At 54.2% G+C, this 22,096-nt stretch carries 28 protein-coding genes; 19 read left to right on the top strand and 9 right to left on the bottom strand.

The features are described from left to right. The first annotated feature begins 19 nt into the window (after positions 1-19). The 3 genes from AB9F26_RS01270 to AB9F26_RS01260 all read left to right on the top strand — a co-directional run bounded on the left by AB9F26_RS01270 (position 20) and on the right by AB9F26_RS01260 (position 4,212). Complete coding sequence (locus tag AB9F26_RS01270) at positions 20-679, top strand: hypothetical protein (RefSeq protein WP_369767095.1); 660 nt, start codon at positions 20-22, stop codon at positions 677-679. Between the two features lie 134 nt (positions 680-813). Further along, positions 814-2,001 carry an O-antigen ligase family protein gene (locus AB9F26_RS01265; protein WP_369767094.1) on the top strand — a complete coding sequence of 396 codons (1,188 nt, stop codon included), beginning with the start codon at positions 814-816 and terminating at the stop codon, positions 1,999-2,001. Between the two features lie 75 nt (positions 2,002-2,076). Then, a complete protein-coding gene (locus tag AB9F26_RS01260; RefSeq protein ID WP_369767093.1) occupies positions 2,077-4,212 on the top strand; it encodes a GumC family protein in 2,136 nt (711 codons plus the stop codon). Between the two features lie 64 nt (positions 4,213-4,276). On the opposite strand, the gene AB9F26_RS01255 is transcribed toward AB9F26_RS01260, so the two are convergent. The 5 genes from AB9F26_RS01255 to AB9F26_RS01235 form a co-directional block, all read right to left on the bottom strand. Further along, positions 4,277-4,831: a F0F1 ATP synthase subunit B gene (locus AB9F26_RS01255; protein WP_039001625.1), complete on the bottom strand. Its 555-nt coding sequence runs from the start codon at positions 4,829-4,831 to the stop codon at positions 4,277-4,279. Between the two features lie 4 nt (positions 4,832-4,835). Next, on the bottom strand, positions 4,836-5,426 hold the full coding sequence (locus tag AB9F26_RS01250) for a F0F1 ATP synthase subunit B' (protein WP_082802184.1): 591 nt from the start codon (positions 5,424-5,426) through the stop codon (positions 4,836-4,838). A 76-nt stretch (positions 5,427-5,502) separates the two neighbouring features. Next, positions 5,503-5,742: a F0F1 ATP synthase subunit C gene (locus tag AB9F26_RS01245; RefSeq protein WP_039001624.1), complete on the bottom strand. Its 240-nt coding sequence runs from the start codon at positions 5,740-5,742 to the stop codon at positions 5,503-5,505. Between the two features lie 61 nt (positions 5,743-5,803). Further along, entirely contained in the window at positions 5,804-6,577 is a 774-nt protein-coding gene (locus AB9F26_RS01240; protein ID WP_335586998.1) for a F0F1 ATP synthase subunit A, read from the bottom strand. 71 nt (positions 6,578-6,648) lie between these two features. Continuing rightward, positions 6,649-7,005 (bottom strand): AtpZ/AtpI family protein, encoded by a 357-nt coding sequence (locus AB9F26_RS01235; protein WP_039001623.1) that lies wholly within the window; start codon positions 7,003-7,005, stop codon positions 6,649-6,651. 298 nt (positions 7,006-7,303) lie between these two features. Here AB9F26_RS01235 and AB9F26_RS01230 point away from each other — a divergent pair, with 298 nt between their 5' ends. After that, positions 7,304-7,627: a metalloregulator ArsR/SmtB family transcription factor gene (locus AB9F26_RS01230; protein WP_335586993.1), complete on the top strand. Its 324-nt coding sequence runs from the start codon at positions 7,304-7,306 to the stop codon at positions 7,625-7,627. Here AB9F26_RS01230 and AB9F26_RS01225 read toward each other — a convergent pair. Continuing rightward, positions 7,624-8,553 (bottom strand): DMT family transporter, encoded by a 930-nt coding sequence (locus tag AB9F26_RS01225; RefSeq protein WP_335586994.1) that lies wholly within the window; start codon positions 8,551-8,553, stop codon positions 7,624-7,626. The two genes, AB9F26_RS01230 and AB9F26_RS01225, sit on opposite strands and share 4 nt — an antisense overlap. Then, positions 8,546-9,427: a LysR family transcriptional regulator gene (locus AB9F26_RS01220; RefSeq protein ID WP_335586995.1), complete on the bottom strand. Its 882-nt coding sequence runs from the start codon at positions 9,425-9,427 to the stop codon at positions 8,546-8,548. Before AB9F26_RS01220 ends, AB9F26_RS01225 begins: the two co-directional genes overlap by 8 nt. A 124-nt stretch (positions 9,428-9,551) precedes the next feature. Between AB9F26_RS01220 and AB9F26_RS01215 the strand changes: the two genes are divergently transcribed. The 11 genes from AB9F26_RS01215 to rpmE all read left to right on the top strand — a co-directional run bounded on the left by AB9F26_RS01215 (position 9,552) and on the right by rpmE (position 16,922). Continuing rightward, positions 9,552-10,124, top strand: a complete 573-nt coding sequence (locus tag AB9F26_RS01215) for an NAD(P)H-dependent oxidoreductase (RefSeq protein WP_335586996.1) — start codon at positions 9,552-9,554, stop codon at positions 10,122-10,124. 242 nt (positions 10,125-10,366) lie between these two features. Next, a complete protein-coding gene (gene ffh, locus AB9F26_RS01210) occupies positions 10,367-11,866 on the top strand; it encodes a signal recognition particle protein (RefSeq protein WP_039001619.1) in 1,500 nt (499 codons plus the stop codon). Then, a complete protein-coding gene (locus tag AB9F26_RS01205; protein WP_369767092.1) occupies positions 11,867-12,409 on the top strand; it encodes a GNAT family N-acetyltransferase in 543 nt (180 codons plus the stop codon). Positions 12,410-12,473: 64 nt separating this feature from the next. Continuing rightward, a complete protein-coding gene (locus tag AB9F26_RS01200; RefSeq protein ID WP_335586033.1) occupies positions 12,474-12,770 on the top strand; it encodes a chorismate mutase in 297 nt (98 codons plus the stop codon). A 57-nt stretch (positions 12,771-12,827) separates the two neighbouring features. After that, positions 12,828-13,214 (top strand): 30S ribosomal protein S16, encoded by a 387-nt coding sequence (gene rpsP / locus AB9F26_RS01195; protein ID WP_335586032.1) that lies wholly within the window; start codon positions 12,828-12,830, stop codon positions 13,212-13,214. Positions 13,215-13,235: 21 nt separating this feature from the next. Then, the gene (bluB, locus tag AB9F26_RS01190) at positions 13,236-13,865 is read left to right on the top strand and encodes a 5,6-dimethylbenzimidazole synthase (protein ID WP_369767091.1); all 630 of its coding nucleotides are present in this window, start codon (positions 13,236-13,238) and stop codon (positions 13,863-13,865) included. A 9-nt stretch (positions 13,866-13,874) separates the two neighbouring features. Next, positions 13,875-14,393, top strand: coding sequence for a ribosome maturation factor RimM (gene rimM / locus AB9F26_RS01185; RefSeq protein ID WP_335586030.1), 519 nt, complete (start codon positions 13,875-13,877; stop codon positions 14,391-14,393). Positions 14,394-14,638: 245 nt separating this feature from the next. Next, entirely contained in the window at positions 14,639-15,463 is an 825-nt protein-coding gene (gene trmD / locus AB9F26_RS01180; protein ID WP_369767090.1) for a tRNA (guanosine(37)-N1)-methyltransferase TrmD, read from the top strand. A gap of 86 nt (positions 15,464-15,549) precedes the next feature. Further along, on the top strand, positions 15,550-15,966 hold the full coding sequence (locus tag AB9F26_RS01175) for an MAPEG family protein (protein WP_369756352.1): 417 nt from the start codon (positions 15,550-15,552) through the stop codon (positions 15,964-15,966). 345 nt (positions 15,967-16,311) lie between these two features. Further along, positions 16,312-16,689: a 50S ribosomal protein L19 gene (gene rplS / locus AB9F26_RS01170; protein WP_039001659.1), complete on the top strand. Its 378-nt coding sequence runs from the start codon at positions 16,312-16,314 to the stop codon at positions 16,687-16,689. Between the two features lie 11 nt (positions 16,690-16,700). Next, a complete protein-coding gene (gene rpmE, locus AB9F26_RS01165; protein ID WP_039001611.1) occupies positions 16,701-16,922 on the top strand; it encodes a 50S ribosomal protein L31 in 222 nt (73 codons plus the stop codon). Positions 16,923-16,993: 71 nt separating this feature from the next. On the opposite strand, the gene AB9F26_RS01160 is transcribed toward rpmE, so the two are convergent. Next, positions 16,994-17,272 (bottom strand): hypothetical protein, encoded by a 279-nt coding sequence (locus AB9F26_RS01160; RefSeq protein WP_335586027.1) that lies wholly within the window; start codon positions 17,270-17,272, stop codon positions 16,994-16,996. 191 nt (positions 17,273-17,463) lie between these two features. On the opposite strand from AB9F26_RS01160, the gene AB9F26_RS01155 reads away from it, so the two are divergent. Further along, entirely contained in the window at positions 17,464-18,276 is an 813-nt protein-coding gene (locus AB9F26_RS01155) for a division plane positioning ATPase MipZ (RefSeq protein WP_039001609.1), read from the top strand. A gap of 3 nt (positions 18,277-18,279) precedes the next feature. Here the strand turns inward: AB9F26_RS01155 and AB9F26_RS01150 are convergent, their stop codons facing one another. After that, the gene (locus tag AB9F26_RS01150) at positions 18,280-19,152 is read right to left on the bottom strand and encodes a MurR/RpiR family transcriptional regulator (protein WP_335586026.1); all 873 of its coding nucleotides are present in this window, start codon (positions 19,150-19,152) and stop codon (positions 18,280-18,282) included. Between the two features lie 141 nt (positions 19,153-19,293). On the opposite strand from AB9F26_RS01150, the gene AB9F26_RS01145 reads away from it, so the two are divergent. Genes AB9F26_RS01145 through AB9F26_RS01135 form a run of 3 tightly spaced genes read left to right on the top strand, consistent with a single transcriptional unit; the run spans position 19,294 to position 22,072 of the window. Then, on the top strand, positions 19,294-20,067 hold the full coding sequence (locus AB9F26_RS01145) for an N-formylglutamate amidohydrolase (protein ID WP_335586025.1): 774 nt from the start codon (positions 19,294-19,296) through the stop codon (positions 20,065-20,067). Continuing rightward, positions 20,064-20,570 (top strand): TRAP transporter small permease subunit, encoded by a 507-nt coding sequence (locus AB9F26_RS01140; RefSeq protein ID WP_039001607.1) that lies wholly within the window; start codon positions 20,064-20,066, stop codon positions 20,568-20,570. The genes AB9F26_RS01145 and AB9F26_RS01140 overlap by 4 nt, the downstream gene beginning before the upstream one ends. Further along, the gene (locus AB9F26_RS01135; RefSeq protein ID WP_369767089.1) at positions 20,570-22,072 is read left to right on the top strand and encodes a TRAP transporter large permease subunit; all 1,503 of its coding nucleotides are present in this window, start codon (positions 20,570-20,572) and stop codon (positions 22,070-22,072) included. The genes AB9F26_RS01140 and AB9F26_RS01135 overlap by 1 nt, the downstream gene beginning before the upstream one ends. The last annotated feature ends 24 nt before the right edge of the window (positions 22,073-22,096 follow it).

Genomic DNA, 22,096 nt, shown 5'->3' with positions numbered 1-22,096 from the left:
CGCTAGGAATTCAAAATCTGTGCCTGTCACTCGCATCTTTCTTGCCCTTCTCGCGCTTTGCATTGCTGCTCTTTCTTTTTCCTTTGGTCGCACCGAACTCGCCGCTCTTCGTCACATTCAATTGCCGTATTTCGTTCAACTTCAATCTCTGCGCCAATCGGAGAAACCCATTCCCTGGCCGCGCTCCATTCGATACCGTTCCGCTCTCGTTATTCCTTGCATTGAGGACCAACAATCGCCTGAAGCGCAGTTTTTCCCCCAAGCAGACCGCCTCGCGCTCGCCCGTACCTGCTCTCAGATAGCCGCCGAAACCCTCACACAATCGCCAACGGATTCCTTGGCGCGTCTTGCCCTTGCCAACGCGATGTTTGTCCAAAATGACATGGTTCAGGTTAATGAAGCCTTAAATCTCGCGCAAAAAACGGCCCCAAATGAAGGTTGGCTGGCTGCATATCGCGTTAAACTTGCCTTCTCCCTAAGGCCTGCCCTGACACCGCCCTACGCGCTGACTCTGGATCAAGACATTTCCCTGCTGCTTAGCGGGTATCGCAACCAGCCATATTTGGCGCGAATTTACCTTGATTGGCCCGACCAAAAGGAGCGCATACTTTTCCTCGTGGAACAGCACCCGCCCGACATTCAGCGCGCCTTCCTTGCTGCGGTTCAGGCGGCAGTATGAGCAATTCCAAACCCAGTTGGAGCCCTAGAAACCTCCACACAAAAATCGCATGGAGCCTCACAATCCTCCTCCTCCTGGCCCCCTTACCTCTGGGTTCAAATCGGCCCGTACCATGGATGGCCTGGACCTTTGTTTTGGCTATTCTCCTTCTCCTCTATGTGGTGGTGCTTTCCGTCAAAACACCTGCCCGAAAACTGCGATCAAGGGCCGTTTGGCCGGCCTTCGCTCTTGGTATACCCTTTGTTATCTACGCCCTCCTCCAAGCCCTGCCCCTTGGTCCTTTAAACCTTAAACTTCCCAACGACCTACAGCTATATTTACCTAGTGATTACATAAGCCTAACCCCCGCTGCCACCGCCCTCGGCACCCTGCGAATCTCTGGCTATGGCGTCCTGTTTTTCCTTATTTTTGAAACCGCCACGCGGCAGTCCCTTCTTAAGCGTATGGCTTGGGCGCTGTTCCTCGGCATTTCCCTTCATGCCGCATGGTCCATGGTCGCGCTCAAGCTGTTGGGAGATGTCACTTTGGTCGGTGAAAAAACGGCCTATTTGGGGTCAGCAACAGGTACGTTTATCAATCGGAATTCCTTCGCCACTTTCCTCGGAATGGGTCTTTGCCTTGGCCTTGCTATGATCCTAGATCGCTCCAACAAGCTCCCCTCTACAACCACCACAATCCGCCTCGAAACAGCCCTCCTTTGGATGTGCCTCGCCCTCATCGCCATCGCCCTCGTATCGACCCAATCGCGCATGGGCGTTTTTGCCACGGCCCTCGGCACGTCCGTCGTTATTTACCGAATGAAGCCTGCCAAAACTTGGCACATTTATGCCGTTATTTTGCTTCCCCTCATCCTACTTTTCGCCGGAAATCTCGCCGAACGCGCATTTTTTTCCCTTATCGATTCCGAAGGTCGCCGCGAACTTTGGGCGCAATCCTTCGAGCTCCTAAAAATCCGCCCATTCACCGGCTTTGGTCTGGACTCCTTCCCCCAAAGTTTCGCCCTTCAACACGCCCCGCCCCTTGCGAGGGATGTGGTCTGGGAATACGCGCATAATTCATACCTAACGCTTTGGATTCAAAGCGGAGTTATCTTTGGTTCCCTCCCACTTCTGGCTCTCCTTTGGGGGGGCAGAAAGTTGGTGCGCGCGCCAAACCCGCAGGATCCAATCGCCACATCCGCCCTCGCCATCCTTGTCCTCGCAGGCACGCACTCCTTGGTCGATTTCAGCCTTGAAATGCAGGCAAACGCGTTTGTTTTTACCGCAGTTTTCGCAATGGGCCTCGCCGCGGTCCAACCGCGCAAAAATCGCAGCATCACTTAACCGTAAATTAAGGAATATTAATCAAGGTTAACCACGAACCATTTTGAGACACTGACCACACGGAAAGATGCAAACATGAAATCTGGATCCGCCAGCGCCTTTGACCTTCGCGAAATTTGGAACCTCTTGCGCCGAAAAATCCGCCTGATTGGCCTGTCGATGGCGCTCGTCCTTGGCGCGGCCTTGATCTACCTTTTTTACGTCACCCCCCTGTACTCGGCGACCGCGTGGCTGTTTGTGGACACCGACCAGAAAAACCTGCTCGCGCCCAACGAAAGCTATGCCTCCCCGGGTTCCAGAGACAATGCGCGCATCGAAAGCGAAGTCCTGATCCTCAAGTCAAATACGGTTGCGCTTGCGACGATCGAGCGTTCCCAACTCGTGAATCATCCTCTCTATAAGTTCCAGTTGGGCTTAACTGAGCGCGCCAAAACACTTCTCGGAATTGCCGCCAACAAGCCGCCAACGGGGCCGGATTTGGTGAACCGTGTTCTGGAGAAATTCGATAGATCCACGACGATCCGTCGCATGGGGCAAACCTACCTAATTTCTGTCACCGCCACCTCTCAAGATCGCCACCACGCCGCCGAATTGGCTAATTCCCTTTCGCAAACCTATATCAACCTCCAAGTGCAATCCAAGGTAAACGCAACCCTCGCCGCCCGCGATATTCTACAGGGACAAATTGCCTCGGCCCGCGATGTTTTGGCGCAAACCGAGGGCGCGTTTGACCGCTATATCGACGCAAATCTTTTTCGTCTTACCCAAGAGAGCGGCAACGCCTCCCTCCACTCTTTGCGCGCGCAATTGCAGGAGACCAACGCTTTTCACCTTGAGGCCGAGGTGCGCGTCACTCAGGCGCAGGCGGCATTTGAGGTGCGCGATTGGAACACGTTGGCCCAGACTTTGGGCGACGAGGCCCTCAAAGACCTCACGCAACAACGGGCTGACCTTTCGCAAAAATTGGGCCAAACCGATGCCAGCACCCCTGATGCAATCGACCTGCGGGGACGGCTCACCGCCCTTGAGAAAAACCTTGAAACCCGCACATCCATGGCGGTTTCCGACCTCAGACTCGACGCCACACAGTTGGAAATGGTGCAACGGGATCAACGCAGAACTCTGCGCACCACCGTTTTGTCGGGCGATCTGTCGCCCACCACCCTCGCCCAAATTTATCAGCTGCAACAAGAGGCCGACATCGCGCAGCGCCATTATACAACCCTCCTGTCACGCGCCGCTGAACTACAGGCCCAAGCGCTGGTACATGTGGCCGATACCCGCATCGTGTCCGCCGCCCTTGCGCCCTCACGCGCGAGTTTTCCTAACAAGAACCTGATCCTTGTGCTGGCGGTGATAATTGCGCTGGTGCTTGGTGTTGGATTGGCCTTTCTCAGCGAGTATTACGTTGGCGGCATTTCCTCCACGACCCAACTCGCCAATGTCCTGCCCGTGCCCGTTGCGACCGCCGTTCCGCGCATGGATCTCGCGCCGGATCAAAGCTCTATCGCCGATTACGTCCTTGATGCGCCGCTTTCGGTTTATGCCGAATCTCTGCGTCTTCTGCGCAGCGCAATCGACCAGAGTTTGCGCGCCCAGACCGCCCCGCAAACGCCGCCTACATGCACCGTTATTATGGTTACCTCCTCCATTCCCGCTGAAGGCAAAAGCACGGTCGCCCTTGGCCTCGCCCGCACTTACGCCGCTGCGGGAAAATCGACTCTGTTGATTGACGCCGATCTGCGCAAGCCCTCCCAGCATATATACCTAGACCTCAAACCTGACACCAGTTTGCAAGAGTTTCTCAGCGGCGACAGGACCGTCGCGGATGGCTCTGAGTTTTACACATCCGATCCGAAATCCAACCTTGGTGTGATTTTGGGTCGGGACCGCGCTGATGTGCCAACCGACCAGCTTCTTCAGTCCGACACGTTTAAAAACCTGCTGGAAACCGCCAAAATGGCGATGGATATCATCATTCTAGACACATCCCCGCTGCTGCCTGTGGTGGACGCGCGCTATATCGCGCCCCATGCGGATGTGGTGGTAGATTGTGTGCGGTTTGGCGTGACCGAACAGCGCGACCTGCGTGCGGCCTTTGGCCAACTCACCGCGAGCTTGCGCCCCGGCACCCCCGTCGTCACGCTTTTGAACCACGATGAAAGCAAACACACCGGCTATCGTTACGATGGCTATTACGGCAAAGAATAGCGGCTTTAAAACAAAAAACCCGGCCACAGGGACCGGGTTTTTATAAAGTCTTCAGCGTTCGAAATTAGTGCAGTTTTGCGCCAACTTCTTTGATCGCATCTTCAATCAGCTTGTTACCGTCCGCCGCAGAGGTGTTTGCCGCGATAACATCACGGGCCGCGCCAATCGCAACCGTAATGGCTGTGTCGCGTACTTCTCTGATGGCTGCGGCTTGGGCCGAAGCGATTTGATCTTTTGCACCAGCAATACGACGTTCAATCGAAGTCTGCAGGTCCGCTTTAGCCACTTCAGCGACAACACGTGCCTCTTCTTTGGCCGCAGCAACAATACCGTCAGCTTGCGTTTGGACTTCTTTTTGCTTGCGTTCGTAATCCGCCAAAAGGCCGCGGGCTTCGTCGCGTAGGGCACGAGCTTCGTCGAGATCCTTTTTGATCCCTTCGGCGCGTGCATCCAACTGGCCCGTCAACATGGCGGGAACGTTGAACTTCAACAAAACCGCGATGAAAAGAATAAAGGCCAGCAGGACAACGAAGTTTGTGTTGGCCAGAGAGAAAAACGGACCAGATGCAGCCAGAGCAGGCGTTGCTGTGAAAGCAAGGAGGAAAGCGAGATGTTTCATCGTATTACCCTTTCATCCGTGCGGTAACCGCAGCTTTGAGTGTTGCAGCATCGGCTTTGGTGCCAAAGGCCGAAACGATCTCTTTTGCCGTATCTTTAGCAACCGTAATCACGCTGTCTTTTGCGCCGTCACGAATGGCCGCAATGGCCTTTGCGCTTTCGGCGGTTTGGACCGCGATCTCAGCATCCGCTTTGGCAATCGCGAGATCCAGATCAACCTGAACTTCGGCTTTTGTCTCGGCGGCGATGCGCGCTGCTTCGGCACGGGCGTTGGCAAGGGCCTTAAGATAGGCTTCTTCCGCTTCATGTGCTTTGGCTTTGAGCTCTTCTGCTGCGGCGATGTCACCGGTGATTGTGCCCTGACGTTCGGCCAAAACTGTTGCGATGCGAGGCAAGGCAACCTTTGTCAAAACGAGGTAGATCACAACCAGTGTGACGGCCAGCCAGAAAATCTGGTTTGGGAACGTCGAAAAATCGAGTTGCGGCATACCAGCGGATTCAGGCACGTGTGCGGCCTCTCCAATGGCGTGCTCTTTCGCGAGTTTCGCTATTTCGTGTGCGGCTTCGGTTGTGCCGCTTTGTGCGTCATTTGCCATGTCGTCCTCCAGGAACCTTGTTTACAACGAGAGAGCGCCAAAGCGCCCCCCCGCACGTAAGGATGGTCCGTGAGACTTAAACAGCAAACATAAGCAAGAGAGCTACGAGGAACGAGAAGATCCCAAGAGCCTCAGCAAACGCGATGCCGATGAAGAGAGTCGCAGTTTGACCTGCGGCTGCGGATGGGTTGCGAAGTGCGCCGGCAAGGAAGTTGCCTGCGACGTGGCCAACACCGATAGCGGCTGCGCCGGAACCGATTGCTGCGAGGCCTGCGCCGATGAATTTGCCAAGTGCTGCTGCTGCGAGTACTTCCATGATATTTCTCCTTACGGGTGTATTTAAATAATTGAGTTGATGAGGTTCAGACTTGATCCGCTTAGTGCGACGGATGCAGCGCGTCTTTCAAGTACACGCAAGTCAGAATGGTGAAAACGTAGGCCTGAATGAAGGCCACGAGAACTTCGAGGGCATAAACTGCCGTGATGGCAAGGATCGGCATGAAGGCAAATACGCCCAGCGCGCCGGCAAACCCTGCGAAAACTTTGATAACGGCGTGGCCCGCCATAACGTTACCCGCCAAACGAATGGAGTGGGAAACGGGGCGCACGAAGTAAGAGATAATCTCGATGATGGCGAGGACTGGACGTAATGCCAGTGGCGCAGAAGCGACCCAGAACAGACCCAAAAAGCCAAACCCGTGCTTCACGAAACCAACGATGGTCACCGTAAAGAACACCAGCAGCGCGAGGATCGCTGTGACCGCGATGTGCGATGTGGAGGTAAAGGACAACGGGATCAAACCCATGACATTGGACACCATGATAAACAGGAACAACGTCATGATATAGGGGAAGAATTTCAGCGCATCCTTGCCCGCAACGTCTTCGACCATTTTGTAAACGAAACCGTAAATCATCTCGCCGATGCTTTGGGTGCGCGATGGCACGACGGCACGACCACTTGAGCCAAACACCAGCAGAAGAACGATCACCGCAACGGTAATCATCATCCAAAGCGTCGCGTTTGTCGGCGTGTACCAGTGAAGTTCGCCCCCATGACCGCCAAACAACGGTAGGATGTTAAACTGGTCCATCGGGTGGATTGCCAATTCTCTTACTTCTGGTTGCAAGAAAAGAATCGCCAGAACCATCAGCGCAAGTGCGCCGTACAAAGCAAATTTCCCGTTAGAGGAGCCTGTTTTTGGGGCTTGTTCCGCCATGTTTAGTCCTTCGTCGTTTCAGCAGCCTTGGCCGCCTCGTTTTCCTTCGCCGCTTGTGCGGCAATTTGTTCCGACTGAAGTTCGCTCGCCGTTTTGATCATCGTCTTGACCCCCGCGGCAAACCCCAGAAATGTAAACAGCACCAAGAATATCGGCAGCGTCCCAAACAGAACATCCAACCCGTATCCGATGCCAAAGCCGATCCCAAGACCGGCCACCAACTCGATCACCATCCGCCATGCATGATTGGCTAAGGAATAGTGCTCGTCTTTCTTAGGTTCCGGCGCGTGGCTCTTTTTGAGCCGGGCGATTTTGTCGTCCAACGCCTTCAGCTTGTTTGGATCCTGCATATCAGTCATCAAACTGGCCCCTAAGTCTTCGCGGCAACCTAGAAACACTCCCCCTCCGAGTCAATGCAGCATTTTTAAGAAAATTTTCCGCGCAACCATCTGAAACATAACGATAATTTACATCACCCAAGATTCGCCGTGCCGCGTCCCCCTTGAAACCGGGACCATTTCCACAGGATTTCGATATTCAACCATTCGGTTGACGAACATCCCGCGCCCCGTGTTTCGCGCAATCGGCCTTCCTATTAGGCGTCAAACGCTTAACCAAAAGGTTGAGGTTTCATACAACCCACGCTATCTCTACGCTATGACAGCAGCTCTCGACCTCGCCTTTTCCGCCCTCTCCGATCCAACCCGCCGCGTCATCCTTGCGATGTTGCTTGAGGACGATATGGCCGTGACCGATGTGGCCGAACCCTTCGAGATGTCGCTGGCGGCGATTTCCAAACATCTCGCCATCCTGTCCCGCGCGGGGCTGATCTCTCAGGAAAAGCGCGGACGAGTGAAATGGTGCAAACTCGAGCCTGACGCCCTCAAAGAGGCCTCGGTCTGGATGCAAAGCTTTGGCCAATTTGAGGCGATCAATTTGGACGCGTTCGAAAGTTTCCTCGCGGAAAACAAACTGGCTTAATCCTGCCGGAGCAAGAGCAGCAGCGCCCCCACCGTCAGAGCAACCCCGACCAAACTCGCCCCACTTGGCGCGCCATGTCCGAGCAAGATTTCCAGCAAGATCACCCAACTTGGCACAAGATAGGTATAGGCCATCACCTTGGCCCCCGACAGGCGCATCGAGCCAAAATGGATCAGGCTCAGACTTCCCGCCGTCGCAAAAACCGCCGTGTAAAAAATCGTAAACCAAACAAGTGGCGGCAGCTGTGCCCAATCCGTCGCAAAAATCTCGCGCCCGCCGACAACCAGCATCAGCAAGCTCCCCGCAACAAGGGCATACATCACAAAAACAACGCCGCTCTCACCACGGTTAAATTTGCGCAGCAGCGGTATATAGAGAGCATGGGCGCAAGCTCCGATGAAAAAGACCAGCTCGCCGCGCGCCACCTCAAACCGCATCAACGCGCCCACATCTGCCCGAAACACCACCCAAAGCGCGCCAATCCCGCCAAGGATCAGCACCCAAAACACCCGCATCGGCAGCACTTGGCGTAATACCAAAAACGCGAACCCCGCCGTAATAAGCGGTGTGAGCGTAAACACCGCCGCCGTCGAAATGGGAGGGGCCGTTTTTAACCCCTCAAACATCAGTATCATATAAGAGCCGATTAACCCGCCCGTGACCGCATAGCGCCACGGAGCCTTGGCCGCCGCCTTTAGCGCCCGCAATGGCGCGGGTTCAAACCATAGAATTACCACGAGCAACACCAGCGCCGCGATCCAAAACCTCAGCAAGTTCAGGGCAGCAGGCGCGATATCATTCGCCACCATCCCCCCCAAGCTAAACGACCCCGCAACGATAACAGAAAACAACAGCATCGCCGCGTGACCCGCCATTTCGCGTCGCCGTATGTGAAGGCCTTCCCCCCCGAGAGTCGCCTCACTCATCCGGCAAATCTTTCATCGCTTGCTTAAGGAACGTCAGAAAAGCTTGCACCTTGGGCGTACGATGTAGATCCACATGGGTCACGATCCAATTGGGCGCGGCCCATTCGTCGCGCGGCGGCAATTGCTCGATCAAATCCGGATTCTTTTTGGCCATGCTCTCGGTCATAAACCCCAAGCCAGCCCCCGCCTCGATCGCCGCCGTCCCATCATCCGCGTTATTAAAGCGAAACCGGATCCGATCGCGCGAAACACGCTGATCTAGCCAGCTGAAAAAGGGTGCGCGGGCGTGTGCGGTATCGACGCCAACGAAAATATGGTTGGGCAGATCACCTTCGCCCTGCAACTGACCATTGCGTGCAACATAGCTTTTATGCGCATACAACCCGATCAGTGTCGGACGGAATTTCTGCACCACATTGTCCGCCTCTTGGGGTGGATTTCCCGTGCGGATCGCCACATGTGCCTCGCCGTATTCAAGCCGAAACAGCCGCTCGCCCGTCAGAAACCGCACAATAACACTGGGATGCAAACGTTGGAACTCCGCCAAGACCGGCGCCAAATACCGCGCCATTGAGGGCAGACTGGTGATGACCAACTCGCCGCTCACCTCTTCGCCCTGCCCCCGAATGCGCCCTGTCATCTGGGTGAACTGATCGTCAGTGATACGTGCCACCCGCAGCAGTTCCTGCCCCGCTTCGGTCGGCGTATAGCCACGCGCATGGCGTTGGAACAGCTTGGTTTGCAGGCTCTCTTCCAGCGCATCAATATGGCGAATGACCGTTGCATGGTGCACTCCCAAGACCTCGGCGGCCCCGCTCACCGTCCCAACACGCGCGACATGATAGGCCGTTCTAATCTCATCCCAGCTGGACATAATACCCTCTCCGTCAATCCGTGCGTATTCACACATTTAGTGTTGATATATGCGAGTTGTGTTCATTCCCGCAATGCATAAATGTTGGGTCAACAGAAACACTTCCGCCTGAAAGGCTCCTGAAATGACCCATAACATTCTGCGCATTGACGCCTCTGCCCGTTACCAAGGTTCTGTCTCTCGCGACCTTGGCGACGATTTTATCGCCCAAAAACCAAACGCAACCGTCACAACCCGTGACCTTGCCCAAGGCATCCCACAGATCAACGAAACATGGGTCGGCGCCACCTTCACCCCGCCAGAAGCCCGCACCACCGCGCAAAAAGCAACGCTCGCATTGTCCGACGAACTGGTCGCGGAACTGATTGCCGCCGATGAAATCGTCCTGACCACCCCACTCTATAACTTCTCCGCCCCCGCGGCGTTCAAAGCATGGGTCGACCAAATCGCCCGCGCTGGCGTCACGTTCAAATATACCGAAACTGGCCCCGTTGGCCTGCTCGACGACAAACCCGTCACGATCATTGTCTCTTCGGGCGGCGTGGCTCTTGGCTCCCCCGTTGATTTTTTCTCGGCCCACGCGCGCCAAGTCTTTAACTTCATCGGCATTACCAACGTGACCTTGGTTGGCGCGTCTGGTGGCACCGAGGCCGCCATCACCACGGCAAAAACCGAATTGACCAAAATCGCCGCTTAAGCAAAAATCCGGAGGGCCCCAACCACGGGGGCCTTCTCTCTCTTGACTCTCTTCCCCTGACCCCATAAACGCGCACCATATCCCGAGGGTTCCACGCCTTCGGTCCCCGCTTTAGTAGGGATCGCCATCCGTCAGCGCGTTGCGCCCACGGGTGTCGTTGTGGTTTGGTAGTTCGCTACCTTACAATTGGTCGCGCCCAGCATATCTTATGGGCAAATGGTAATGGCGAAGGAGCCGCGATAATGTTTGAAAACCTATCTGAACGTCTTGGTGGCGTCTTTGATCGGCTCACAAAACAAGGCGCCCTCTCTGAGGATGACGTCAAAACAGCTCTGCGCGAAGTGCGCGTCGCCCTGCTTGAGGCCGACGTTTCCCTGCCCGTTGCCCGCGATTTCGTTAAGGCCATCCAAGACAAAGCCACTGGCCAAGCCGTCACAAAATCCATCACGCCCGGCCAGCAAGTCGTCAAAATCGTCCACGACGAACTCGTTCATGTCCTCACGGGCGAAGGCGATCCGGGTGCGCTCAAAATCGACAATGCCCCTGCCCCGATCCTGATGGTCGGCCTGCAAGGCTCCGGTAAGACCACAACAACTGGTAAACTCGCCAAACGCCTAACCGAGAAAAACGGCAAACGCGTCCTCATGGCCTCGCTCGATATTTACCGTCCCGCCGCGCAACAACAACTCGCGATCCTCGGAACGCAAATCGGCGTTGATACCCTGCCCATCGTGGCCGGCGAATCCGCTGTGCAAATCGCCAAACGCGCAAAACAACAAGCCACCCTTGGCGGCTACGACGTCTATATGCTCGATACCGCGGGCCGCTTGCACATCGACGAAACCTTGATGCAAGAAGTCGAAGACGTGCGCAACGCGGTCAACCCGCGCGAAACCCTCCTCGTCGTTGACGGCCTCACAGGCCAAGTCGCGGTCGAAGTGGCCGAAGAATTCGACGCCAAAGTCGGCATTACCGGCGTGGTCCTCACCCGTATGGACGGAGACGGTCGCGGTGGTGCTGCTCTCTCTATGCGGGCCGTCACGGGCAAACCGATCCGCTTTGTCGGCCTCGGCGAGAAAATGGACGCGCTCGATACCTTCGAGCCTGACCGTATCGCGGGCCGCATTTTGGGGATGGGCGATATCGTCGCCCTCGTTGAAAAAGCCCAAGAAACCATCGAGGCCGCACAGGCCGAACGCATGATGAAACGGTTCCAAAAGGGCCAATTCAACATGAACGATCTCAAATCCCAACTTGAGCAAATGATTAAGATGGGTGGCATGGAAGGTATCATGGGGATGATGCCGGGCATGGGCAAAATGGCCAAACAGGCACAAGGCGCTGGTATGGACGACAAAGTCCTCACGCGGCAAATCGCGCTGATCCAATCGATGACCAAAAAAGAGCGCGCCAACCCTGCCCTCCTGCAAGCGTCGCGCAAAAAGCGCATCGCCAAGGGTGCGGGTCTTGAAGTCTCCGACTTGAACAAACTTCTCAAAATGCAGCGCCAAATGGGCGACATGATGAAGAAGATGGGCAAGGGCGGCATGCTCAAACAGGCGATGAAAGGCATGTTTGGCAAAGGCGGTATGCCCGAGGGCATGGACCCCTCGCAAGCCATGGGTCAAATGGATCCAAAAGCGCTGGAAGCGGCGGCCAAGCAAATGGGCGGCAAACTTCCGGGTCTTGGCGCACCGGGCGGCTTGCCCATGGGCCTCTCTGGTTTTGGGAAAAAGAAGTAAATGAACAAGGCGCCCGTCATAAAAACCAAACGGCTCGTTTTGCGGGGACATATCCTCGCAGACTTCGAACCGTTGCGCGCGTTTTTTGACACGGACCGCGCAAAGTTCGTTGGGGCGCCGATTTCCGATGCCCGTCTGTGGCAAGGCTTCGCCGCCGACGTCGGCGCGTGGGAGCTTTTGGGCATGGGCGGCTGGGCCATCACCCTGCCCGATGGCACGATGATCGGCCAAATCTCCGTGAACCAACCCAAGCATTTCCCCGAAGTCGAATTGGGCTGGATGTTATTTGAGGGCCACAGCCGCAAAGGCTATGCCGCCGAAGCCGCGATCGCCGTGCGCAATTGGGCCGTTGCCAACCTTCCCCTGACCTCGCTGGTCAGCTACATCGACCCCGAAAACGGACGCTCCATTCTACTCGCCGCCAAGCTCGGCGCGCGTATCGACAACAAAGCAACAAAGCCCCAAAACGAAACCTGTTTGGTCTTTCGTTATAAGTTGGCTGCAGTCGACGATACCGACGGTTCTGTGGAGGCCTACGCGTGAAAAAAATCATATGCAAAACATATGCAATTCATATGGCAAACTCATCGCTGTTTTGGGGGGTCAAATGACCGATAATATCACCCGCGCCGCCGAGGTTCTAAAGTCGCATCGCGAGAGCATCGACCGCCTCGATGCCATCCTTGTTTATACTCTGGGCGAGCGGTTTAAACACACCCAAGCCGTGGGCGCCCTCAAGGCCGAACACGCGCTCCCGCCCTCCGATCCTACCCGTGAAGCGGCGCAAATTGCCCGCCTCGAAGATCTCGCAAAAGAAGCAGGTCTGGACCCCGAATTCGCTAAGAATTTCTTGAATTTCATCATTCAAGAAGTGATTCAACATCACAAAAAACATACTGAATAATCAAACAACCCCAGACATAAGATGCTGGAAACAAATAAAACTTAGGAGACTACTACTATGGCTATGAAAATTCGCCTTGCCCGTGGCGGCAGCAAAAAACGCCCTTTCTACCGTGTTGTCGCAGCAGACAGCCGTATGCCACGCGATGGCCGCTTCATCGAGAAATTGGGCACATATAACCCCCTTCTCGCAAAAGACAGCGAAGAGCGCGTACAGCTCGACCTTGAGCGCGTAAAACATTGGCTTGACCAAGGCGCGCAACCTTCTGACCGCGTAGCACGTTTCCTCGAAGCCGCTGGCGTTCTTGAAGCAAAAACACGCAGCAACCCTAAGCGCGCAATCCCAGGCAAAAAAGCCACAGAACGCGCCGAAGAAAAAGCCGCTAAAGCAGTAACAGCAGCCGAAGCTGCCGCTGCACCAGCAGAAGAAGTATCTGCGGAGTAATCAAATAGTTAGGTCCAAATCATGCCCGAATTTTCAGACGAGTTTCGGCAAGACTTGGGCCAACTTTTTCGGTGGCGGCGCGATGTGCGCCGCTTCCGCACAGACCCCGTCGATCCCGCGTTAGTCGACCTCTGCCTCGCCAGCTTTTCGCTCGCCCCCTCGGTGGGATTGTCCGAACCTTGGCGGATCATAAAAGTACACAGCGCCCAAGCCCGCGCTGCCGCTTTGCAAAACTTTGAAATTGAAAACAAAAAAGCCCTTGAGGGTCAGGTCGATGACCGTGCAAAACTCTATGCAAACCTCAAACTTTCCGGCATGAGAGACGCCCCTGTTCAACTGGCGATTTTCTGCGATGAGAGCACCGAAAAAGGCGCAGGTCTGGGCGCGCAAACCATGCCGGAAATGCGCCGATATTCGGTTGTTTCGGCCGTTACGCAAATGTGGCTTCTTGCCCGTGCGCATGGTCTTGGCGTGGGTTGGGTATCCATCCTTGACGCCCCAAAACTTTGCGCCGAACTAGACGTGCCAAAAGACTGGCGACTCGTCGCTTTTCTGTGCATGGGTTGGCCCGAAGATGATATGGATAGCCCCGAACTTGAACGTGCTGGATGGGAACAAAGAGCTCCCCATTTGATCGTCGAAACCCGATAGGAGACCGCAGTGTCCAAAGACAAAATTTGTGTGGGTGCCTTTGCGGGTTCCTATGGCGTTCAGGGCGAAGTGCGCCTCAAGAGTTATTGCGCGGATCCCGCCGCCATCGAGACTTATGGCTTGCTCTCTTCTGAAGATGGCGAGATCGAATATATTGTTGGCATAACCCGCGCTGTAAAGAACGGATTTTCCGCCCGCGTCGAGGGTATCTTCACCAAAGAACAGGCTGATGCGCTCACAAACACACTGCTTTATGTAGATCGTGACGTTCTTCCAAGCTTGCCGGATGATGAGTTTTATCACAGTGATCTCATTGGGTTAGATGTTTTGGATACCGGCGGAGCCCTCCTTGGTAAAGTCCAGAAGGTTGTCAACCACGGCGCCAGCGACATTCTTGAAATTGCGGGCCCAAATCTGAAGGCCACCGTCCTTATGCCCTTTACACATGCGGTGGTTCCGACCGTCGATCTGGCGTCTGGCCGCTTGATTGTTGACCCGCCCGAGGGCGTGTTTCCTGATGACGACTAGGATCATCATTCACGCAGGGTTTTACAAAACTGGAGCCACGTCGCTTCTGGCCTATTTTGAGCGAATCTCAGCCCTGTTTGGGGACCAAATATTCTATTGCAGTCGCGACCAATTGTCCGACGCTGCCATCGCGGCCCCGCAAAAGCACTCCTTGATTTGCTCTGGATGCAGGACAGTCTCCGTGCAAAACTTTCACCTGCACGGCGCGAAAACACAGGCAACACGCTAAAAACAAGAGATATTTCATGACAATCCCACCAATGAAAAGAGCCCTCGCCACAAAGTCCCACGGCCGTTTGTCTATAAGCACGTCCCTGAAACCACGCGAATTGATGACGGACACCCCCCGCCTAAAGGGTGCGTGGACCGCCAAGATCGTCACGCTTTTTCCGGAAGTTTTTCCGGGGATATTGGGTGCATCTTTGACGGGGAAGGCCTTAAAGGAGGGGCTTTGGGCGCTGGAGACCATCGACTTGCGTAGCTATGGCGACGGACGGCACAAAAACGTCGATGACACGCCGTCAGGAGGGGGTGCGGGGATGGTATTGCGGGCCGATGTGGTTGGCAAAGCGCTAGAACATGCGACACACGGCGCACCAAAGGATCGCGCGCGCTGGCCTGTTATTTATATGTCACCACGGGGCAAACCGCTTACGCAAGCGATGGTCCAGAAGTTCGCACAAGCCGAGGGAATGACCATCCTGTGTGGACGGTTTGAGGGCGTGGATGAACGTGTTTTGGAGCATTATGAAATCGAAGAGGTGAGCCTTGGGGATTTCGTTTTAACCGGTGGTGAAATTGCCGCCCAAGCCATGATTGACGCCACGGTGAGGTTGCTGCCGGATGTCCTTGGAAATCACGTGTCGACCGAAGAAGAGAGCTTTTCAAACGGCCTACTAGAACACGCACAATACACGCGTCCTGCGATTTGGGAAGGCCATGAAATCCCAGCGGTCCTCACCTCAGGCAACCACGCGAAAGTTGAAAAATGGCGCCACGAGCAGTCAGAAAAAATCACGCGAGAACGGCGTCCAGACCTATGGGAAGCCTACCAGAAACGGCCTAAATGACGGGCGCCCTAAGCGTGGAAGACCTTGACATGCCTAGGCTTTCCTTCCCCTATTGAAACACAGAAACTCATTTAGGGAGAACTCAAATGGAATTTGTAGCCGCCTATTCGACCGCGATACTATCGCTCCTCGTGTTTGTTCTAATTGTTTTGGTTCAAGGCGCAATGGTGGGGGCCGCCAAAGCATCGGCCGCGCTCACACCCGGAAGTTCACCCAAAGCCGACTATGAGACCGCGTTGTATCGCCTCGATCGTTCGCATCAAAACGGCGTGGAGAACTTGGCCCCCGCAGCGATTGCATTGTTTTCATGCATACTCGTTGGCGCCCCAAGTTGGTGGGTCAATCTATTGATGGTCCTCTTCCTTTTGGGCCGCATCGTTTACGCGCTGATCTACTTGAGAAACGTGGGAAAGCCGACGCAAGGCATCCGAACAGGGGTTTATGTCTTTAGCTGGGCAATGATCGTCATCCTGTGCTGCATGGCAATTTTGTCCCTTATTTAACGGGGCTTTCCTTAGGTCTTCGCAGGCAACTTTGTGGTCGCTTGGGGCTTGCCCCTAGGCCTTTTTGCGCCTATACCGCGCAGACTTGAGATGAGAAAACTGGGTGGATGATTCTGTTTGGGTTCTTGTTTCAGGTACTAAGGGCTATCCCTAACGCGGGGCGCGTCAAACCAAACATTCTTCTGTTTGGGTGTTATGTGCATCAACCGCTTGTGGGCTACCTCTCAAAGGAATGACGATCTTATCTCTGGCGGGCTGATTTTTCGGGACCCGGTGAATGACCAAGAGCACTTAGACCGCACAAACTTCGTGGAAAAAACCGCGAGCATTTATGGAGTAAATCAGATGAACCTGATTGCACAATTGGAAGCTGAGCAAGTCGCAAACCTTGCAAAAGACATTCCAGATTTCAAAGCGGGTGACACTATCCGCGTTGGTTACAAGGTAACCGAGGGCACGCGCTCTCGTGTACAGAACTACGAAGGCGTTTGTATCGCCCGTAAAAACGGTTCCGGCATTGCTGGTTCGTTCACAGTTCGCAAAATTTCTTTTGGTGAAGGTGTAGAGCGCGTATTCCCACTGCACTCCACAAACATCGACAGCATCACCGTGGTTCGCCGCGGTAAAGTCCGTCGCGCCAAATTGTACTATCTGCGTGAACGTCGTGGTAAATCCGCACGTATCGCCGAAGTTACTAACTATAAACCCAAAAAAGAAGCGTAAGGAAAAGGGCCATGAAAAAAGATATTCACCCCGACTACCACTTCATCAACGTCAAGATGACAGACGGTACAATCGTTCCTATGCGTTCGACATACGGCAAAGAGGGCGACCAGCTTTCCTTGGAAATCGATCCCTCCGTGCACCCCGCATGGAATGGCGGCAGCTCGCGTCTTTTGGATGCTGGCGGACGTGTTTCCAAGTTCAAAAACAAATACGCTGGTCTTGGCTTCTAAGCTGTCCACGATATTTATCAAAAAACCCGGCTGTTTTGCAGTCGGGTTTTTTTGTGCGCATTTCTGACGGCCTAAGCTTCTGCAAGAGATTGGTTAAGACCGTTCCACTCGTCGGTCAAAGTCCCTGTCGGCGTTTCCTGCCCGCCCATACGATCCCAATATCCCGCATTTGGGATGTCGCCCTCTATGCGGTGACACAAAGCATGAATGCGGTTCATAATCTGGACGTCCTCATAGGCCTGACAGATTTCATGCGCAGCTTCCCAATGCGAACCCAAAGCAAGTTCCCCTTGTTTCAAATGATCCAATGCGGTGCGCGCCAAACCTGTCATATCATTACTTTCCGTCATAATTCTCTCCCGTAAAATACTCGTGAAGGAACTATACGCCTACAGCGAATTCTGGCGAGCATAATTCCAATCCAATGCCGACAATCTTTCATATTCTCTTGCCGCCTGCGATGGCTTCCCATAAGGAAAATCACAACATATAGTGTCCCCATTAGCTGGGGCTACTGGCAGGACTTTGAAGGGGAAAAGATTTGGCGCATATTATCGTTGTGGGGAATGAAAAAGGCGGTTCAGGCAAATCGACAACTTCGATGCATCTGGCAACGGCGCTGGTTCGCATGGGGCATTCGGTTGGGGCGCTTGATCTGGATTTGCGTCAAAAAAGTTTTGGTCGGTATATCGAAAACCGCAAAGCCTATGCAGAAAAGCATGATCTCACGCTCGCCTGCCCTGATTACCAAGACCTTCCCGAAATCGACTCCACCGCTCTCGAACCCGGTGAAAATATCTATGACCACCGCCTGTCAGCGGCCGTCGCGACCTTGGAGCCAACCTGCGATTTTATTCTTATTGACTGTCCGGGAAGCCATACGCGCCTGTCCCAAGTTGCGCACTCGCTTGCCGACACATTGGTTAGCCCGCTCAACGATAGCTTTGTGGATTTCGATCTTTTGGCCCGTGTGGACCCCGAAACAAACAAAATCCTCGGACCGTCGGTTTATTCGGAAATGGTGTGGAACGCGCGGCAACTGCGTGCTCAAGCTGGTCTGCCGCCGATTGATTGGATCGTTGTGCGTAACCGTCTTGCCGCGCAAAACATGCATAACAAGATAAAAATGGGCCAAGCGATGGAAGACCTTTCCAAGCGCATTGGCTTTCGCACTGCGAACGGTTTCGGCGAGCGGGTCATTTTCCGCGAATTGTTCCCCAAGGGCCTCACGCTACTCGACCTGCGCGATATCGGTGTTAAAGGCCAGATGAACATCTCGAACGTCGCGGCCCGTCAAGAGCTGCGCGAGTTGGTCAAAGTCCTTAAACTTCCCGGCGTCGAAGTCGACTTCTAGATCCTAGGTAAACTTCCGAAAAAATCGGGTGCGGTCGAACATATCTTCGAGCGCTTCCATCCGTGGCCGCGTGGTATCCCACGTGCGCTCCTGTACCGATGCCACCACCGTTTCCAACAAAAGCATAGGCACAATAGAGCTGTCCCAAGCAGAAGGCACGATAATGCGACAGCTAAATGTATGTGTCGCAATCTTCTCGATCGGCGATTGCCATTGATCAGTGAACAAGATGATTTTCGCGCCCTTCTCGGCGGCAAGTTCCGCGAGTTTAAGCGTCGAGTTTTCATAGCGCCGCACGTCGAAAATCACCACGACATCACCTTCTTTGACCTCAAGAAGGTAGTGCGGCCATGCATTGGATATTGACTGAATATGGGTCACATTTGGACGCAAAACCTGCATGTGGAGGAAAAAGTAATCCGCCAAAGCGCGCGTAATACGACCGCCCACAACATAGATTCCGCGATCCATATCCGCCAAAAGGTCGCAAGCTTCGTCAAAGCCCGTCGTTTCAATTTGCCCCAAGGTCTGGCGGATATTTCCCATAACCGCATCGGTGAAACGATTGAGAATATGCTCGGTGGGCGCACGCCCCGCCCATGTATCGTGTTTTTCTATCGGGTCAGAAATCTGCGCTTGCAACTCGCCGCGTAGTGCACGTTGAAATTCAGGGAACCCCGAGAAGCCAAGCTTCTGTACCATCCGTACGACCGTTGGCGTCGAAACCTCCGCGTCGTGAGCGACCATCGTGATCGAGCCAAGACCTGACATGGGATAGTTTTGCAGGAGCGAATCCGCAAGTTGGCGTTCCGCGCGGGTCAGGTTTGCGAAGCTGGCACGCAGAATATCGGATATAGTCTCTGGTGTACTGGTCAAAATAGGCCCCTTTTTTATGCGTATACCAAGGGAATGCGTTTTCGTGAAGGAAATGCTTTCGTAAAAGAGTTGACAGAGTGATGCGTTCTGAAACAATACTTTCAAAGCGCCATCTTTGGAAGCGTTGATTTGGGTGGGTGAATGTTAAGACTAGAAGACATCGAGGGGAAACCGGCCGTATTCGTAAACCGCGAAGGCGCGACGCCCATCGCAATTGTTTGCGAACACGCGTCGCGGTTTATTCCAACGGAATTTGACGGCTTGGGGCTGACGGATGTCGCGCGCGAAAGTCACGCAGCGTGGGATCCGGGCGCTTTTGACGTTGCGCAGATGTTGGCTCTTGGCCTCAACGCCCCACTCGTTGCTTCAGGTGTTTCGCGGCTTGTTTACGATTGCAACCGCCCACCTGAAGCGCTCGATGCGATGCCCGCCAAAAGCGAACAGTTTGATGTTCCTGGGAATCTTGCCCTGACCGAGGCCCAGCGCGCTGCGCGTACAAAAAACTACTACGTACCATTTTGCGCCGCCCTCACTGAGATGATGGCAACAGGCATTGAAGCCATCGTAACGGTCCACAGTTTCACCCCTATTTATCACGGCACCCCCCGCGCCGTCGAATTAGGTGTTTTGCACGATTCTGACAGCCGTCTTGCCGACGCGATGCTCAAGAACGCCCCCCAAGAAACAACCCTTTTGACCCTGCGCAACGAACCCTACGGTCCAGAACACGGGGTAACCCACACGCTCAAAGTTCATGGCGTTGAAAATGGCATTGCGAATGTTATGCTCGAAATCAGGAACGACCTTTTAGCGACGCCAGAGCAACGACAGGAAATTGCGCAAATGCTTTTACGGATTTTGAGGAAGTCTCTTAACGACATTGGTGTTCCGACCCCTCAGGAGTCGACAGAATGATCCCATTTATCCGTGTATATGTCCGCATTGTTGACGGCTTCAATCGTCGCCTTGGGCGCATAACAATGTATGGGATTTTCGTAATGATCGCGATCCTCATGTGGTCGTCTGTCTCCAAAATCGCCTTCAATCCTTCGCTTTGGACGCTAGAAATCGCGCAGTTTGCCATGGTCGCCTATTACATGCTTGGCGGTCCCTATTCGATCCAAGAGGGTGCGAATGTGCGGATGGATTTGTTTTATGGCGAGTGGTCGACGCGGAAAAAAGCGTGGTTTGACGTTTTCACGGTGCTGTTCCTCATCTTCTATCTCGGTGTCTTGCTTTATGGCGCCTACGACAGCACCGCTTATTCGTTCAAATACGGCGAGCGCTCGCCAACCGCTTGGCGCCCATACATGTGGCCGATCAAAATCACGATGTGCATTGGGATTTTCTTGATGCTTTTGCAGGCGATTTCCGAACTCCTCAAAGATATTGCGACCCTCAAGGGAGTACGCCTCTAATGTCCTACGAAATGATCGCAATCTTCATGTTTGCCACCATGATGCTAATGATGATGACCGGCCAACGGGTGTTTGGCGCGATCGGCGGCGTCGCGGCGGTTGCCGCCCTAACCCTTTGGGGTACTGGCGGTAGTGATATTCCATTCTCCAGCGCGATGAAGCTGATGAAATGGTACCCCCTACTCACGTTACCGATGTTTATTTTCATGGGCTATGTCCTGTCGGAAAGTAAAATTGCCGACGACCTCTATAAAATGTTCCACGTTTGGATGGGGCCACTAAACGGCGGGCTCGCTATTGGCACGATCGGCTTGATGGTTTTGGTTTCGGCTATGAACGGCCTTTCGGTGGCGGGGATGGCGATTGGGGCGACGATTGCCCTACCTGAACTTCTGCGGCGTGGGTATGACAAGAGGATGGTGACGGGGGTTATTCAAGCGGGGAGTTCGCTAGGAATTCTTGTACCGCCTTCGGTCGTGCTTGTGCTTTATGCGATGATTGCGCGCCAACCCGTCGGGCAGCTATGGCTTGCCGGAGTGGTTCCGGGCTTGATGATGGCCGCTATGTTCATTCTTTATATCGTGATCCGCTGCAAACTGAATCCAGAGCTTGGACCCGCGATGAAGCCCGAAGACTTGGCCGAATATGACCGCGTCTCGGAACATCCTTTGCGGATCAATTTTGTAATCATCGCCGCCTTTTTGATGCTCCCCTTCCTTCTGCAAGCAGAGTCTGTTTCGGCCAAAACCATCCTTGTGCTCGCGCTGGCAGTTGGTGGGCTCGCCTATGTGACCCGCAGCATACCTCTTTTCTATAAGGACGTTTTTCTCAAAGAAAAGAACCGCCTTCTGTTCTCGGGCCTCCTCCCCCTCATCATCTTTTTTGCGATGATGGTTCCCTTTGTAAATGGCTGGACAAGCCTTGTGGAAAGTTCTGCGATTGGCGCAATGACGGCCTTTTTGGCGGCGGTCCTTAAGGGGCGGATGAACTCTGAAGTTTTCGAGAACTCCGTGCGCAACACGTTGCTGATCTCCTGTATGTTCATGTGGATTATCCTCGCCGCACTCGGCTTTGGCGCGGTGTTTGATGGACTTGGCGCGGTGAAGGCTATCGACAGTCTATTCACCGATCAACTTGGCTTAAATCCTTGGATGATCCTGATCCTGATGCAGCTTTCGTTCCTTATTATGGGGACTTTTCTTGACGATACTGCGATGCTTGTGATTGTGGCACCCCTGTATGTGCCCTTGGTGCAAGTCCTTGGGTTTGACCTGATTTGGTATGGTGTCCTTTACACAATCACGACACAAATTGCTTATATGACGCCGCCTTTTGGCTATAATCTGTTCCTGATGCGGGCCATGGCTCCACCGGAAATCACCCTTAAGGACATCTACGGCTCAATCCTGCCGTTTGTGTTGGTGATGCTGTTGGCGCTGACCTTGATTATGCTTTTCCCACAGATCGCTTTGTGGCTTCCAAATTACGTTTACGGCAAATAATTTCAACGACCCCGAATGGGGCAA

It is taken from the genome of Falsihalocynthiibacter sp. BN13B15, from assembly GCF_041205415.1.
In the GTDB taxonomy this organism is placed as follows: Bacteria; Pseudomonadota; Alphaproteobacteria; order Rhodobacterales; family Rhodobacteraceae; genus Falsihalocynthiibacter; species Falsihalocynthiibacter arcticus.
This window is presented reverse-complemented; position numbering and strand designations above follow the sequence as displayed.